Genomic DNA, 15,140 nt, shown 5'->3' with positions numbered 1-15,140 from the left:
TCAATCCTGGAGTCGGCGCGCGGCGATGCGGCGCAGCGCGCGATAGAACAGCGCGGCGATCACGATCGCCGCGAGGACACCGCTGAACACGAGCAGCAGCGGATGCGACGACAGCGCCCAGCGTGCGTACTCGAACGGCGGGAGCGTGCCGAGATAGTAGGTGCTGCCGTTCGAGGCGACGGTCACCGAGCGGCCGTGGATCACGTCCATCGCGCCCTGCACCTGCGGCAGCACGTCGGCGTCGATCAGCGCCGAGGTGATGTCGGCCTCCGACTCGCCCGGCGAGCTGATCAGCGCGACCACGCTGCGCCCCGCGTGCAGCGGCGATTCGAAGCCCGCGATCAGCGCGCTGTCGCCGTTGCTGACGAGCGAGAGGTCGGCGCGCGCCGGGGCGCGCTCGACGCCGTGCGGGCCGAGCCACCAGTCGGCGATGCGCGGGCCGATGTCGGACAGCGTGAAGGTGGTGGTGTCGCCGTCGCTCGAGAACGGCATCTGCTTGGCCCAGCGCTGCAAGAGCGGCTGGCGGCCGGGGCCGCCGAGCACCAGCAGGTCCTTGTCGGCGAGGCGCTCGACGTCGCCGGGGCCGCCCACCGTCACGCCGGTCACCGGATAGCCGGTCGATTCGCCCATCCGGCCCATCGTCAGCAGGAACAGGCTGTAGTCGCCGGGCGTGGGATCGTCGGGCAGGATCGCGGCGGTCTCCGAGAGGTCGGCCAGCCGCGTGAACGGGAAGCCGCTGTTGGCGAACGCGGCCAGGTCGGGCAGCGCCATGTAGTGCGGGAAGCCCGACAGGTCGATGGTCGAATCCGGGTCGATGGTGCCCGCCACGTTCGGCAGCAGCGCGCCCGAGCATTCGCCGGTGTCCGGGATGTCGTAGTAGTAGGCGAGGTCCAGCTGTGAATGCGGCGTGAGCATCAGCGGCGGGATCCGCACAATGTGCCGCGCGCTGCCGGTGTCGCCGGCCTGCGCGCCGAAGCGGCCCAGGAAGCGCGCGATGCTGAAGCGCGACGGGTCGACGGCCGGGATCTGCAGCGCCTGCACGAAGCGGCCGTTCACGCTGACGTTCAGCGACGAGCGGTCCGGCTTCGGCCGCACCGAGTAGTGGTAGCGCAGGTCGAGCGGCGCGCCCTGGGTGTTCCACATGAACAGGTCGGGCGGCACGCGCAGCGTGAGCGAAATCGGGCCGGCGCTGTAGCCCTGCACCGACAGCGCGCGCGTATCGGCCAGTTCGCCGAAGTGGACGGCGCGGTTGGCGGGCAGCCAGTTCGGCGCGTCGTAGGGCACGCGCGGCTTGAGCGTGACCAGCTGGTTGATGGTGGCGAGGCTGCCGTTCAGCGTGCTCTGGCCCAGCGCGAGCGCGCTGGCGGCGGTCTTCAGCTCGTCGCCGTTGCGGCCCATCACGAGCAGCAGCGAGCCGCGCGCGCTGCCGTCGCGCGGCACCACCGCGAGGGTCGGGCCGGTCACGGCCGGCAGCGTCACGCCGGCCAGGTGCGCATCGGCCTGCGCGAACACCACCGCGTTGCCGGCCAGCGGCAGGCTGCCGACCTGGGCCGGGAACAGCGCGCCGCGGTAGCCGGCCAGCGCGCCGAACCACGAGGTGAGCGTGCCGGCGGCCTCGAGCGTGGCCGGGTCCGGCTTCTCGGCGAACACCACCGGCAGTTCGAGCCGGCGCACGTCGCGGCGGTCGAAGAACGGCGCGGGTAGCGTGCCGAGATCGGCCTTCGCCGGCAGCGAGGCATAGCTGAGATCGAGCGAGCTGGCGTTGCTGACGGTGGCCCACAGCGTGGAGTTCGCCGGGTCCTCGCAGCGGCGCGTGTAATGGCCGACCAGCTCGACGTTCAGGTGGTTGAATTCGGTGATGAAGCGCGGATCGAGCGGCACGTCGCGCGCCACCGTGGTGCCGGCCTGCGATGGCGGCACCGGCAGCGTGGCGGCCACCTCGCCGTTGATCAGCACCTTCAGCTGCGACAGGTCGGGCAGCAGCGCCGGAGAATAGCTGTAGATCAGGTGCAGCGTGGCGGCGGTCACCACCTCGTCGTTGCGCACCGAGAACGGCACGCCGTTCTGGCCTTCGGTGCCGCGCAGCTGCAGCGGATCGAGCGCGCCGAGATCGGCGAAGGTCAGCGTCTGGCGGCGCCCGCCCGGCACCAGCACGCCGGGGTTGGCGGTGGTCGGCGGGCGCATGCCGAGCAGCTTCTGCTGCTCGGGCGGCAGCGGCGGCACGACCAGCGCGACGGCCGGCTGCGCGCCGGCCTGCGCATCGAACGGGCGCGCGGCCGACGGCGCCGGCACGGCACCGACCGACTTCGCGCCGTCGCCGGACTGGGCCGAGAGGCCCGGCACCGCGGCGGACGGATTGTCGGCGGCCTCGCCCGGCTTCGCGGCGGTGGCGGCCAGCGCCGCGAACGGCGCGATGGCGAACTGCAGCGCGAGCCCGTAGACGAGCGCGCGCGCCGCGCGCGGCAGGCTCGCCGCGCGCGAGGCGACCGGCTGGCCGGTCCGCTTCCCGGCCGAGTTCGTGCCCGGACGCGTGTCCGGATGCGTGGCCCGCTGCGCGCGCGGCGCGTGGTGGCCGGTCTCGTCGCCGGCGTGGTCCGCATCGCCCTTGCCTTGGCAGGGGCGTGACAGGGTGCTTCCTTGGTTCATCTGCCGTCGCTGTCCGTGGTGCGGTCTACCGGCCCGCGCGCTTTCCCCAGGCGCGCGCGTCGGCATACAGGTGTTCGAAGAGATTGAAGATCCCGCGGGCACCGGCCGACAGCACGGTGGCGAGCGCGCGCAGCGGCGCGTCGGGCTTGCGGCCCTCGGCCCAGCCGGTCCAGGCGTCGGCGCGCGCGAAGGTCGTTTTCACGAAATCGAATTCCTGGTCCTTCGTCATCTCGACGAACTGCAGGCCGGCGCGGCCCGGCGTGGACGAGGCGACCACCGCGCGGAACGCGTATTCCTCGTCGCCGCGGAACAGCGAGACGGTGATCCGTTCGTGCAGCGGCACCGAGATCTTCTGCGGCAGCGCGACGCCCACGCCGCCCTCCGAGTAGTCGATGGTCTCGCAGGCGAGCGTGCGCCCGGTGCCGAAGCGCAGCATCACGGGCATCGTCATCGCCACGCGATGCACGGCGCGCACCTGCTTTTGCTCGGTGGCCGCGGCCACGCTCGCGCCGAGGATCAGCATGTTGTAGGTGGTCCAGCCGATGTTGAGGATGATCGTGTAGACCTCGCTCCGGATCGCCCAGTGCGTGTGGATGTGCCAGAGCCCGATCACGAAGCCGAGCAGGTTCAGCACCAGCAGGATCAGGTACGGACGCGACACCGCCCAGTCGAAGTACTTCTCCTCGATCATGCCGCCCTTGGCCGTCACGTTGAACTTGCCGAGCTTCGGGTTGATCAGCGCGAGCAGCGTGGGCGGCGTGATGTACGAGGCGAGCACCGACTCGTACACCTCGGCCCAGAACGAATGTCGGAACTGGCGCTGCATGCGCGAGTTGGTGGCGTTCGCGTGCAGCATGTGCGGTAGCGCGAACAGCGCGATCGTCACGGCCGAGGCGTGGATCACCTGCGCGCCGAAGAACAGGTACGACAGCGGCGCGGTCAGGAACACCAGGCGCGGGATGCCGTAGAAGAAGTGCAGCATCCCGTTCAGGTAGCAGAGGCGCTGGCCGATCGTGAGGCCGCCGCCCATCAGCGGGTTGTCGATCCGGAAGATCTGCGTCATGCCGCGCGCCCAGCGGATGCGCTGGCCGATGTGGCCCGACAGGCTCTCGGTGGCGAGGCCGGCGGCCTGCGGGATCGCCAGGTAGGCGGTGGTGTAGCCGAGGCGGTGCAGCTTGAGCGCCGTGTGGGCGTCCTCGGTCACGGTCTCCACCGCGATGCCGCCGATCTCCTCCACCATCGAGCGGCGCAGCACCGCGCACGAGCCGCAGAAGAACGTCGCGTTCCAGAGGTCGTTGCCGTCCTGCACCAGCCCGTAGAACAGCTCGTTCTCGTTGGGCACCTTGCGGAACGTGCCGAGGTTGCGCTCGAACGGATCGGCCGAGAAGAAGTGGTGCGGGGTCTGCAGCATCGACAGCCGCGTGTCGTGCAGGAACCAGCCGAGCGTCATCTGCAGGAACGAGCGGGTCGGGATGTGGTCGCAGTCGAACACGGCGAAGAATTCGCCGTAGGTGATCTTGAGCGCCTCGTTGATGTTGCCGGCCTTGGCGTGGCGGTTGTGGGCGCGGATCGTCCAGTTCACGCCCACTTCCTCGCAGAACGCCTTGAAGTCGGCGCGGCGGCCGTCGTCGAGCACGTGGATGGTCAGCTTGTCGGGCGGATAGTCGAGCGCGAGCGCCGCGTAGATGGTCGGCTTCACCACCGACAGCGGCTCGTTGTAGGTGGGGATGAACACGTCGACGGTCGGCCAGTCGGCGCGCGAGGCCGGCAGCGGGATCGGCTTGCGCTTCAACGGCCAGGCGGTCTGGAAGTAGCCGAGCATCAGGATCAGCGCGGCGTAGACCTCGGCGCACACCAGCAGCACGCCCCAGGCCATGTCGAGCGGATGCGACCAGTAGGTGGTGTCGCCCAGGCGCCAGACCATGTAGCGGCCGGTGGTGATCAGCGACAGCATGATCATCACGAGCGTGACGTAGTGCCCCTCGATGCGGCGGAACAGCAGCGCCACCACGAAGCAGCAGGTCGCGAACGTGAGCTGCTGGGTGTTGGTGAGCGGCACGGTGCAGACGAAGAACAGCGTGACGACGGCCAGCAGCGCGAGCGGCAGGACGATCGGCAGGCTGCCCCAGAACGGCGCGTCGGCGAAGCGCTGCAGGCGCGTGGCGGCCGTGCCGTCGAGGTGCTGGCCGGCTGCTTCGGTCTTGCCGTCGCGCGGCGCGCGGGCGGCCTTCATGCGGCGCTCCCGCGCACCACCGGTCGCTGCGCGCCGAGCGCGTCGAGCAGCCAGGCGGCGCAGGCGCGCAGGTCGGCCGAGACCTGGCTGAGCGGGTCGTAGTTGACGACGGTGGTGTTGCAGGCGAGCGATTCGCTCACGCCCTCGTCGTCGTGGATCACGCCGGGGAACATGTGGGCGCCGAGCATCTCGCGCAGCACCCGCAGCACGTCCTTGTTCAGCTGGCGTGATTGATCGATCTGGTTCACCACGTAGCCCTCGCCGACGAATTCGGGGCGCGGCGCCGCGTAGGCGTCGATCATCCGCTGCATCTGCGGGATCGCGGCATACGACGCGGCGTCGGCCAGCACCACGTTGACCGTGAAATGCGCGGCCGACAGCGCCGCGCGCGTGTAGGCCGACGAGCCGGGCGGGGTGTCGATGATGACGATGTCGTCCTCGCCGAGATGCAGGTCGCGGATGCCGCGCGCGAGCCAGGTCGGATCGTGGTCGAGGCGGCGCTCGAACAGGTGCTGCTCTTCCTCGACGAGCGCGCCGAACGCGAGCACCGTGACGCCGTCGGCGCCGTCCACGATCGCGCTCTGCCAGAGCGAGCCCGCCAGCGCGGCGCGCGACAGGCCGTCGACGCTGTCGAGCGGCACGCCGAAATACAGGCGCAGCGAGTTCTGCGGGTCGAGATCGATGGCGACCACGTGGCGGCCCTGCGCGGCCAGTACCGACGCGAGGTTCGCGGCGACCGTGGTCTTGCCGACGCCGCCCTTCGCCGATACGACGCTGACTACCTTCATGACTGGCTCGCCCCGCGCAGGAACCACGGCCGGCGCGCGGCGGCCTTCGGCGCGGCGGCCGGCTGCGTCACGGTGATCTGCGGCGAGGGCGCCGCGCCGCCACGGCGCAGGCGCGAGAACAGCGAATCGAGGCGTTCCTCGCCGTGCGCGGCGCCGGCCGCCTCGCTCGGTCGCGCCGGGGCGGCCGGCGCGCCGGCCAGCTTCTTCAGCGACGGCACGGACGACTGCGCGGGGCGCGCCTTGGCTGCCGGGGCAGCCGGCGCCGCCATCGGCGCCGCGCCGAGCGGCTGGCGCGCGGGCAGCCGCTGCGCGTTGCCGAGCGGCGCCGGGAAGATGCCCGTCGAGGCGGCGCGCGCGCGGCCCGGCGAGACGAGGCGGGCGAATGCCGACGAGGTGTGGGCGGTGCTCGCCGGCGTGATCCGCGGCGCGGCTTCGGGCACCACGGCCTGGACCGGCACGGTCTCGAGCACGGCCGGCTCGCGCGGCGCGGCCAGCGCCGCGGCGTCGGCCGCCGAGAGGTCGGGGACGTCGGTCACGCGCGCGGGTTGCGCGAAGCGCGGTGCGATCGCAGGCTGCGCAATCGCCGCCAGTATCGGCCCGGCGGCCGCCGGTGCGAGGTCGGTGCCGGTGGCCGCCGCGGCCGGTGCCGCCAGCGGCTCGTCCGCCGGGCTCGTGACGTCCCCGGCGGGCGAGCCGGGCGGCGGCGAGAAGCGATAGGTCGAGCCTTCCGGCGCGGCGGGCGCCGCTTCCTTGACGATCACCGGCGGCACGTCGCGGCGCGGCGAGCGCGTGAAGAGCGGCGCCGTGCTGCGCAGCACGGCGTGCGTGCGGTTGCGCGAGGCGTCCTGGCCGCGCGTGCCCGCCGGGGCGGGCCGGGCCGGGTTCCCCGCGTCGGCCTCGGCGGCCGGGGCCGGCGAACCCGCGGCGGCGGCCACCTCGGTCTGGCGCGGATCGATCATGCCGAGCAGGGGCCACCGCCGACGGGCGTCGAGCGCCTCGTTTTCCATGCGGATTTCCTGGTAGCTGCTGGCATCTCCTCCGAACCGATCGAAGAGTGCTTTGACATCGCGGGAGGTATTCATACGTTTCGAGAAAGTCGCTAGGGCCGATTGCGCCCGGTCGTGTCGAATGGGAGAGGCGGCGCGCGTCAGACGGCTTCGGGCGACAGGCGGAACTCGACGGCGAAGCCGTGCTCCTCCGTATCGGTCTGCACCACGCTCAGTTGCGTCGCGCCCATCGCGTCGAGCCAGGTCTGGTAGCTGCCCTGCAGGAACGCCGGCATCCAGGCCCGCGCGCCGCTGCCGAACGCCGACATCGGCGCGCCGCTGTGGACGATGCGCAGGTGATCGCCCTCGTCGGACAGCTCGACGTAGCCCCAGCGCGTCGACGCCCAGTGCGCGTTCAGCGCCGCCGCCAGCTCGGCGGTGGAGTCGCAGGGCGGCAGCGGCTGCTCCCCGGCATAACGGCATCCCACGCGAAACATTAAGTGGCGCAATTCGTCGGGGCTGAGCTGGGACTCGAACTCCTTGGCCAGGGCGAGCAGGAAACCACGCCATTGGGACGAGAGATTCTGTTCGAGCAGGAAATCAACGGCGGTCGGCATGGAAAACTGGCTCACTCGATCAATCTGAAGAAATCCGGGCGTCGGGGTCCGGTTCCAAAAATTAGCAGGCGTAAACGACAAATTTTTTGAGTATGACGTCCAACGAATTCATTAGCAAACTTCATCGACTGAATTTACCGATCCCTCACGGCGACCCGGTAATTTTTTCGCATGACAGCGTTTGCGCCGATTTTAAATAACAGAACACTTACGAAATTCGTCCGATCGTTCATGCGATTCCGGATCGATGGGCGCGACCCCGTTTTCTCGCGCCGGTCGACACGCGTCACGCCCGTCTCGCGTCGGCACCTGGCCCAATGTCTCCTATGCTGCCGCAAGAACCGACGGAGTTTGTTACATAAATGGAAATTCGTAAAATTTAGCCCGAAAACCCACGCCCGGCGTGGGTGTGGTGCGGGTCGCACGCCATATTTTTCGGCCCTGGGGCCAAAAAAACGTCACCTCCGGCGCGGCTTGCCGGCCCGGCGGCGGCCGGTCCGGCGCGATCGCCGCCATGACGTCGGGCCGGCGAAACGAACGGTTCCGCCGCTTGTTCGAGCCGTGGCAGGCCGGGTGAGGACGGGCGGAGGACGAGACAAGGGCGCCGCTCGCGGCAAAGCCGGCACCGATCCCATCGCGGCAATCCCGTGGCGGCAATCCCGTGGCGATTTCGGCCAATCGGGTCCGGCCCGCAATCAATCCGTCGCTAATTCGAAGTCAAACCGGGAGTAATGCGCTGCCAACCGAAAATCGAAGGCCAATCCGGCGCCAATAACGACCCCATTCCAATCCAATGCCGATCGCAACGAGGTCCTGATCCGCGCTTAAATCGGGAGTCGAAACCGGATCGAGGCGGGCCCGAATCGGGTGCCAATGCCGGCCTTGATCCGGGCGCGGCTGCTCCCGATCCCGCCGCGCTTCACCCGCAGCCGGCCGTGACCAATGCGGCCCGGCCCCGGCCCGGGGCCGCCCACGCGCCGCCTCGCCTCCGGATAGCATTTCGTTATGCGCCGGATTTATTTTTCTGCATCGACGCGATTCCATCCACCCGCCGACAATCCGCCCCAGCACAACACCCGCCGTGCCGCTGGCGGCGCCCCGGCGGCGCCGGCCGGCGGGGCGGCACATGGAGATGATGGAATGGAAGTCACGCAGCAACACGAGCCCGACGCGCGGGAGCCACGCCGCGCCGCCGCCCCCGACATCGCCGCGGACGACGCCCGCTGGCAGTTCTGGGTCGATCGCGGCGGCACCTTCACCGACATCGTCGCGCGCCGGCCCGACGGCCGCCTCGTTACCCACAAGCTGCTCTCGGAGAACCCCGAGCGCTACCGTGACGCGGTGGTGCAGGGCATCCGCGACCTGATCGGGGTGGGCGCCGGCGAGCCGCTGCCGCAGCAGCGCATCGAGGTGGTGAAGATGGGCACCACGGTGGCCACCAACGCGCTGCTCGAACGCAAGGGCGCGCGCACGCTGCTGGCGATCACGCGCGGCTTCGCCGACCAGTTGCGGATCGGCTACCAGGAGCGCCCCGACATCTTCGCGCGCCATATCGAGCTGCCGGCGCAGATGTACGAGCGCGTGGTCGAGATCGACGAGCGCCTCGACGCGCACGGCAACCTGCTGCGCGCGCTCGACGAGGCGGCCGCGCGCGCGGCGCTGGCCGCCGCCCGCGCGGCCGGCATCGACTCGATCGCGATCGTGCTGATGCACGGCTACCGGTTCCCCGCCCACGAGCTGCGGGTGGCCGAACTGGCGCGCGAATGCGGCTTCACGCAGGTGTCGGTGAGCCACCAGGTTAGCCCGCTGATGAAGCTGGTCGGGCGCGGCGACACGGCGGTGGTGGACGCCTATCTCTCGCCGGTGCTGCGCGACTACGTGAGCCGCGTGACCGAGCACACCGGCGCGGTGCGGCTGATGTTCATGCAGTCGAGCGGCGGGCTGGTGGACGCCGGGCGCTTCCAGGGCAAGGACGCGATCCTGTCCGGGCCGGCCGGCGGCATCGTCGGCGCGGTGCGCACCAGCGAGGCGGCCGGCGAGCGCCGCGTGATCGGCTTCGACATGGGCGGCACCTCCACCGACGTGGCGCATTACGACGGCGCCTACGAGCGCGTGTTCGAAACCCGGGTGGCCGGCGTGCGCGTGCGCGCGCCGATGATGGACATCCACACCGTGGCGGCCGGCGGCGGCTCGATCTGCTCGTTCGAGAACGGCCGCTTCAAGGTCGGCCCCGAATCGGCCGGCGCGTATCCGGGCCCGGCCAGCTATCGCAACGGCGGCCCGCTCACCGTGACCGACTGCAACGTGATGCTGGGCCGCGTGCAGGCCGACCACTTCCCGCACGTGTTCGGGCCGAACGGCGACCTGCCGCTCGACGTCGAGGTGGTGCGCCGCCGGTTCGCCGAACTCGCCGCGCAGGTCGAGCGCGAAACCGGCCGCGCGATGCGCGCCGAGGCGGTGGCCGAAGGCTTCCTGGCGGTGGCCGTCGACAGCATGGCGCAGGCCATCAAGACGATTTCGGTCGAGCGCGGCCACGACGTGACCGACTACGCGCTCTGCGCGTTCGGCGGCGCGGGCGGCCAGCATGCCTGCGCGGTGGCCGACGCGCTCGGCATGCGCCGCATCGTGCTGCACCCGTTCGCGGGCGTGCTGTCGGCTTACGGGATGGGCCTGGCCGACCTGCGCGTGCTGCGCGAGCGCGCTGTGGAGGCCGAACTCGACGCGGCCGTGGCCGCTTCGCTGCGCGCGCGCTTCGAGGAGCTGGAGGCCGAGGCGGTCGCGGCGATCCTCGCGCAGCACGTGCCGCGCGAGCGCGTGGAGGCCGCGCGCGCGGTGCGCCTGAAATACCGCAACACCGATTCCACGCTGGAAGTGCCGTACGCCGGCGCCGCCGCGATGCAGGGCGCGTTCGAGACGCTGCACCGCAAGCGCTACGGCTTCGCGATGGCCGACAAGCCGCTGGTGGTCGAATCGGTGGTGGTGGAGGCGATCGGCCTGACCGAGCCGCCGCTGCTGCAGGGCGCCGCGCCGCGCGTGGCCAACGCCGCCGCCGCGCCCGACGCGCGCGCCACGCTCTACACCGGCGGGCGCGCGGCCACGGTGCCGCTGCACGCGCGCCGCGACCTCGCGGTGGGCGCGCGGCTCGACGGCCCGGCGCTGATCACCGAGGAAATCTCCACCATCGTGCTGCAGGCCGGCTGGCAGGCGAGCGTGCTGGCCGACGGCACGCTGCGCCTGGACCGCCGCGCCGGTGTCGACGGCGGCGACGGCGCCGCGCAGGCCATCACCACCGCGCGCCACCCGGTGCACCTGGAGATCTTCAACAACCTGTTCATGTCGATCGCGCAGCAGATGGGCGTGACGCTCGAGAAGACCTCGTACTCGGTCAACATGAAGGAGCGGCTCGACTTCTCCTGCGCGATCTTCGACCGCGAGGGCGGCCTGATCGCCAACGCGCCGCACATCCCGGTCCATCTCGGCTCGATGAGCGACAGCGTGCAGAGCGTGATCCGCGACCATGGCGCCGCGATGCGGCGTGGCGACGTGTTCATGCTGAACGTGCCGTACAACGGCGGCACCCACCTGCCCGACATCACGGTGGTGATGCCCGTGCATGGCGAGACCGGCGAGCTGCTGTTCTACGTGGCCGCGCGCGGCCACCACGGCGACGTGGGCGGCATCACGCCGGGCTCGATGCCGCCCGACAGCACCACCATCGAGGAAGAGGGCGTGCTGCTCGACAACGTGCGGATCGTCGCGGCCGGCCGCTTCCTCGAACCCGAGGTGCGCGCGCTGTTCGCCGCCGGCCCCTGGCCGAGCCGCAACATCGACCAGAACATCGCCGACCTGACCGCGCAGATCGCCGCCTGCGAATGCGGCGCCGCCGAGCTGCTGCGCGTGACCGCGCGCTACGGTGCCGAGGTGGTGCTGGCCTACATGGGCCACGTGCAGGCCAACGCCGAGGAGGCGGTACGCGAGGCGATCGCCACGCTCGCCGACGGCGAGTTCGCCTACGAGATGGACGACGGCGCCGTGATCCGCGTGGCGGTATCGATCGACCGCGCGCGGCGCGTGGCGCGCGTGGACTTCACCGGCACCAGCGAGCAGCGCGGCAGCAACTTCAACGCGCCGCGCTCGGTCTGCAAGGCCGCCGTGCTCTACGTGTTCCGCACGCTGCTGAGCGCCGACATCCCGATGAACGAGGGCGTGCTGCGGCCGATCGAGATCGTGATCCCGCACGGCTCGATGCTGAACCCGGCCTATCCGGCCGCGGTGGTGGCCGGCAACGTCGAGGTCTCGCAGTCGATCACCGACGCGCTGTACGGCGCGCTCGACGTGATGGCCGGCTCGCAGGGCACCATGAACAACTTCACGTTCGGCGACGCGGCCCAGCAGTACTACGAAACCATCGCCGGCGGCTCCGGCGCGGGCCGCGTGCATCCGGGCACCGACGCGGTGCAGACCCACATGACCAACTCGCGGATGACCGATCCCGAGGTGATCGAGTGGCGCTTCCCGGTGCTGGTCGAGCAGCACGCGATCCGCGCCGGCAGCGGCGGCGCGGGGCGCCAGGCCGGCGGCGACGGCGCGGTGCGGCGGATTCGCTTCACCCGCGCGATGACCGCGAATATTCTGGCGAATCGCCGCCGCGTGCCGCCGTTCGGGCTCGCCGGCGGCGCCGCCGGCGCGGTGGGGCGCAACTGGATCGAGCGCGCCGATGGCACGATCGACCATTTCGGCGCGACCCACACCACCACCATGGCGCCCGGCGACGTGTTCGTGATCGAGACGCCGGGCGGCGGCGGGTATGGCGCGGCGGACTGAGGTGGACTGAAGAACGCGTGCCGGCCGCCGTGCGCGGCCGGCACGATCCGTGCGTCGGATGCGGGGCGCGCCGCGGCCGACGCCGTGCATGCGGCAGGCGGCGACGTATCCAGCAGCCCGCATCAAGCAGCAACGCAGCGCGCGGCACGCGTCCGAAGTCGGGACGCGCCGCGCGCGACGAAGGCCGTTCCGCCGACCCGGCGGGGCGCTCATGACCCACCAGGAGAACCACCGATGCAGTCCGCCGTAAACCTGACTCCGCTGATCGGCGTGGCGCTGATCGTCGCCGGTTTCGCGTTGCGCTTCAATCCGATGCTGATCGTCACGCTCGCGGCGATCGCCACCGGCCTGGCCGCGCATTTCCCGCCGCTGTCCGTGCTGGCCGCGATCGGCGCCGGCTTCCTGAAGACGCGCACCATTCCGCTCATCATCCTGCTGCCGCTCGCGGTGATCGGCCTGCTCGAACGGCACGGGCTGCGCGAGCGCGCGCAGATCTGGATCGGCGGGATCCGCGCGGCCACCCCGGGCCGGCTGCTGCTGGCCTACCTGCTGGTGCGCGAGCTGACCGCCGCGCTCGGGCTGACCGGCCTGGGCGGCCATCCGCAGATGGTCCGCCCGCTGGTCGCGCCGATGGCCGAGGGCGCCGCCGAGACGCGCTTCGGCCAGCTCGGCGACGCGGTGCGCCAGCGGCTGCGCGCGTTCGCGGCGTCGGCCGACAACGTCGGGCTGTTCTTCGGCGAGGACGTGTTCGTGGCGTTCGGCGCGATCGTGCTGATGGTCACGTTCCTGCGCGAGGCCGGCATCGTCGTCGAGCCGATGCAGGTCGCGCTGTATGGCCTGCCCACCGCGCTGGCGGCGTTCCTCGTCCACGGCTTCCGGCTCTGGCGGCTCGACGGCTGGCTCGCGCGGCAGGCCGTGCCGGGCGCCGCGGCGTCATCGGCGTCCGCATCCGCATCCTCGCCCGCGGCGGGCCACGCGCAAGGAGACCAGGCATGACCGTCTCGCTCACCCTGTTCTTCTGGCTGCTCGGGCTGCTGCTCGTCACGATCGGCGCGATCATCGTGGCCGACCGCCGGCATCCGAAGCGCTTCCTCGCCGGCGGCTTCTGGACCGTCTACGGCATCGTGTTCCTGGCCGGCGACCGCCTGCCGCCCGCGCTGGTCGGCGCGCTGGTGGTGGCGATGGCGCTGGTGGCCGGGTTCGGCGGCGTGGTGGGGGCCAAACCCGACGTGCCGGCCGAGCCGGCGCGCCGCGCCAGCGCCGCGCGCCTCGGCAACCGCCTGTTCCTGCCCGCGCTGACGATCCCGTTCGTCACCGTGCTCGGCACGCTGCTCGCGCCGCATCTGGTGGTCGGCGGCGTGGCGCTGCTCGATCCGAAGAACGTCACGCTGGTGGCGTTCGGCATCGGCTGCGTGATCGCGTTCGGCTTCGCCTGCCGGCTCACGCATGACTCGGCGCGGCAGGGCGTGCATGAGGCGCGGCGGCTGGTGGACGCGCTGTCGTGGGCGGTGGTGCTGCCGCAGATGCTCGGCATGCTCGGCCTGGTGTTCGCCGACGCCGGCGTGGGCAAGGCGGTGGCGCACCTCACCACCGCCTACGTGAACCTCGACCTGCGCTTCGTGGCGGTGGCCGTCTACTGCGTCGGCATGGCGCTCTTCACGGTGATCATGGGCAACGGCTTCGCGGCTTTCCCGGTGATGACGGGCGGCATCGGCGTGCCGGTGCTGGTCGGCGTGTTCCATGCGAACCCCGCGCCGATGGTGGCGATCGGCATGTTCTCGGGCTATTGCGGCACGCTGCTCACGCCGATGGCCGCCAACTACAACATCGTGCCGGCGGCGCTGCTCGAATTGCCCGACAAATACGGCGTGATCCGCGCGCAGGCGCCCACCGCGCTCGTGATGCTGGCCGTCAATATTGTCCTGCTGTATACGCTGATGTAGCGCGCCGGCACGGCCGGCGAAAAGGCGCGAGGGCCGGCATCGGGGAGACGCCGGCCCCGCGCGTTGCATCGGAGGAAACCCTGGCGTGAACCTGAAGTTCCTGGAAACCTTCATCTGGGTGGCGAAGCTGCGCAGCTTCAGCCTTGCCGCCGAAAAGCTGCATTCCACGCAGGCCGCCATCTCGAGCCGGATCTCGGTGCTCGAGCAGGAGCTTGGCGCCCGGCTGTTCAAGCGCGAGCCGAAGGGCGTGACGCTCACGCGCGAGGGCGAGCGCGTGCTGCGCCACGCCGAGCAGGTCAGCCGCTCGATGACGCAGCTCTACGAGTCGCTGCAGGGCGAGACCTTCGCCTACGGCACGATCCGCATCGGCGCGATGGACAGCGCGATCCACTCGTGGTTCGTCGATTTCGTCACCGACGTGATGGAGCACTACCCGAACCTCGACATCGAGGTGACGTCCGATACGGCGCTGAACCTGAACGAGCAGCTGCGGCGCGGCATGCTCGACATGGTGATCCAGACCGACATGCTGCGCGACGAGTCGATCCGCAGCATCGGGGTGCTGGAACTGGCCGTGGTGTGGATCGCGGCGGCCGGCTCGCCCGTCAGCGGCCGGCTGCCCGAGGACACCGCCACCGCCGCGCTGCGCCGGCTCGGCAGTGAGCGGCTGATCACCTATTCGCGCCATTCGCGCCCGCACCAGGACGTGCTGCGGCTGATGCAGTCCTACGGCATCAACGAGGCGCGCGTGAGCTGCGTGAACTCGCTGGCGGCGATGATCCGGCTCACCCAGGCCGGTTTCGGCGTGGCCGCGCTGCCGCCCGCGCTGGTGCAGGACCTGCTGGAGAAGGGCACGCTGCGCCGTCTCGAAGGGCTGGAGGTGCCGCCGCCGCTGCCGTTCACGATCGCGTGGCGCACCGGCTCCGAATGGACCGAGCGGCTGGTCGAGATCGCCGTCGAGACGGTGCGTGGGTATGCGGCGCGGCTGGGGGAGGGTGCGGCGCGCGTGATCGTGTAGCGGCGCGGGTGCGTGATCGCGGGGGCGAACCCGAACGAGGCCGCTACGAATGCGACCCACGCCGGCCCTTTCGGCGCCTCTACAG

9 protein-coding genes are annotated in these 15,140 nt (G+C 71.1%); 4 read left to right on the top strand and 5 right to left on the bottom strand.

Annotation, left to right across the window (positions count from 1 at the left end; genetic code table 11):
• The 5 genes from bcsB to bcsD all read right to left on the bottom strand — a co-directional run bounded on the left by bcsB (position 1) and on the right by bcsD (position 7,270).
• Positions 1-2,646 (bottom strand): cellulose biosynthesis cyclic di-GMP-binding regulatory protein BcsB, encoded by a 2,646-nt coding sequence (gene bcsB / locus bpln_RS31805; RefSeq protein WP_244132015.1) that lies wholly within the window; start codon positions 2,644-2,646, stop codon positions 1-3.
• A 25-nt stretch (positions 2,647-2,671) separates the two neighbouring features.
• A complete protein-coding gene (bcsA, locus tag bpln_RS31800) occupies positions 2,672-4,879 on the bottom strand; it encodes a UDP-forming cellulose synthase catalytic subunit (protein WP_055141044.1) in 2,208 nt (735 codons plus the stop codon).
• Positions 4,876-5,667 (bottom strand): cellulose biosynthesis protein BcsQ, encoded by a 792-nt coding sequence (gene bcsQ, locus bpln_RS31795; RefSeq protein WP_055141043.1) that lies wholly within the window; start codon positions 5,665-5,667, stop codon positions 4,876-4,878. Before bcsQ ends, bcsA begins: the two co-directional genes overlap by 4 nt.
• Positions 5,664-6,749 carry a cellulose biosynthesis protein BcsP gene (gene bcsP / locus bpln_RS31790; RefSeq protein WP_244132016.1) on the bottom strand — a complete coding sequence of 362 codons (1,086 nt, stop codon included), beginning with the start codon at positions 6,747-6,749 and terminating at the stop codon, positions 5,664-5,666. The genes bcsQ and bcsP overlap by 4 nt, the downstream gene beginning before the upstream one ends.
• A gap of 65 nt (positions 6,750-6,814) precedes the next feature.
• Entirely contained in the window at positions 6,815-7,270 is a 456-nt protein-coding gene (gene bcsD, locus bpln_RS31785; protein WP_042629051.1) for a cellulose biosynthesis protein BcsD, read from the bottom strand.
• Positions 7,271-8,410: 1,140 nt separating this feature from the next.
• On the opposite strand from bcsD, the gene bpln_RS31780 reads away from it, so the two are divergent.
• The 4 genes from bpln_RS31780 to bpln_RS31765 all read left to right on the top strand — a co-directional run bounded on the left by bpln_RS31780 (position 8,411) and on the right by bpln_RS31765 (position 15,055).
• A complete protein-coding gene (locus bpln_RS31780; RefSeq protein WP_055141041.1) occupies positions 8,411-12,094 on the top strand; it encodes a hydantoinase B/oxoprolinase family protein in 3,684 nt (1,227 codons plus the stop codon).
• Positions 12,095-12,328: 234 nt separating this feature from the next.
• Positions 12,329-13,090: a DUF969 domain-containing protein gene (locus bpln_RS31775; RefSeq protein ID WP_042629049.1), complete on the top strand. Its 762-nt coding sequence runs from the start codon at positions 12,329-12,331 to the stop codon at positions 13,088-13,090.
• Complete coding sequence (locus tag bpln_RS31770) at positions 13,087-14,037, top strand: DUF979 domain-containing protein (protein WP_055141040.1); 951 nt, start codon at positions 13,087-13,089, stop codon at positions 14,035-14,037. The genes bpln_RS31775 and bpln_RS31770 overlap by 4 nt, the downstream gene beginning before the upstream one ends.
• Positions 14,038-14,122: 85 nt before the next feature.
• Positions 14,123-15,055 (top strand): LysR family transcriptional regulator, encoded by a 933-nt coding sequence (locus tag bpln_RS31765; protein ID WP_055141039.1) that lies wholly within the window; start codon positions 14,123-14,125, stop codon positions 15,053-15,055.
• Positions 15,056-15,140 lie beyond the last annotated feature (85 nt).

It is taken from the genome of Burkholderia plantarii, from assembly GCF_001411805.1.
Taxonomy (GTDB): Bacteria; Pseudomonadota; Gammaproteobacteria; order Burkholderiales; family Burkholderiaceae; genus Burkholderia; species Burkholderia plantarii.
Note: the sequence above shows the minus strand (reverse complement) of the source record. Positions and strands in the feature narration are given on the sequence as shown.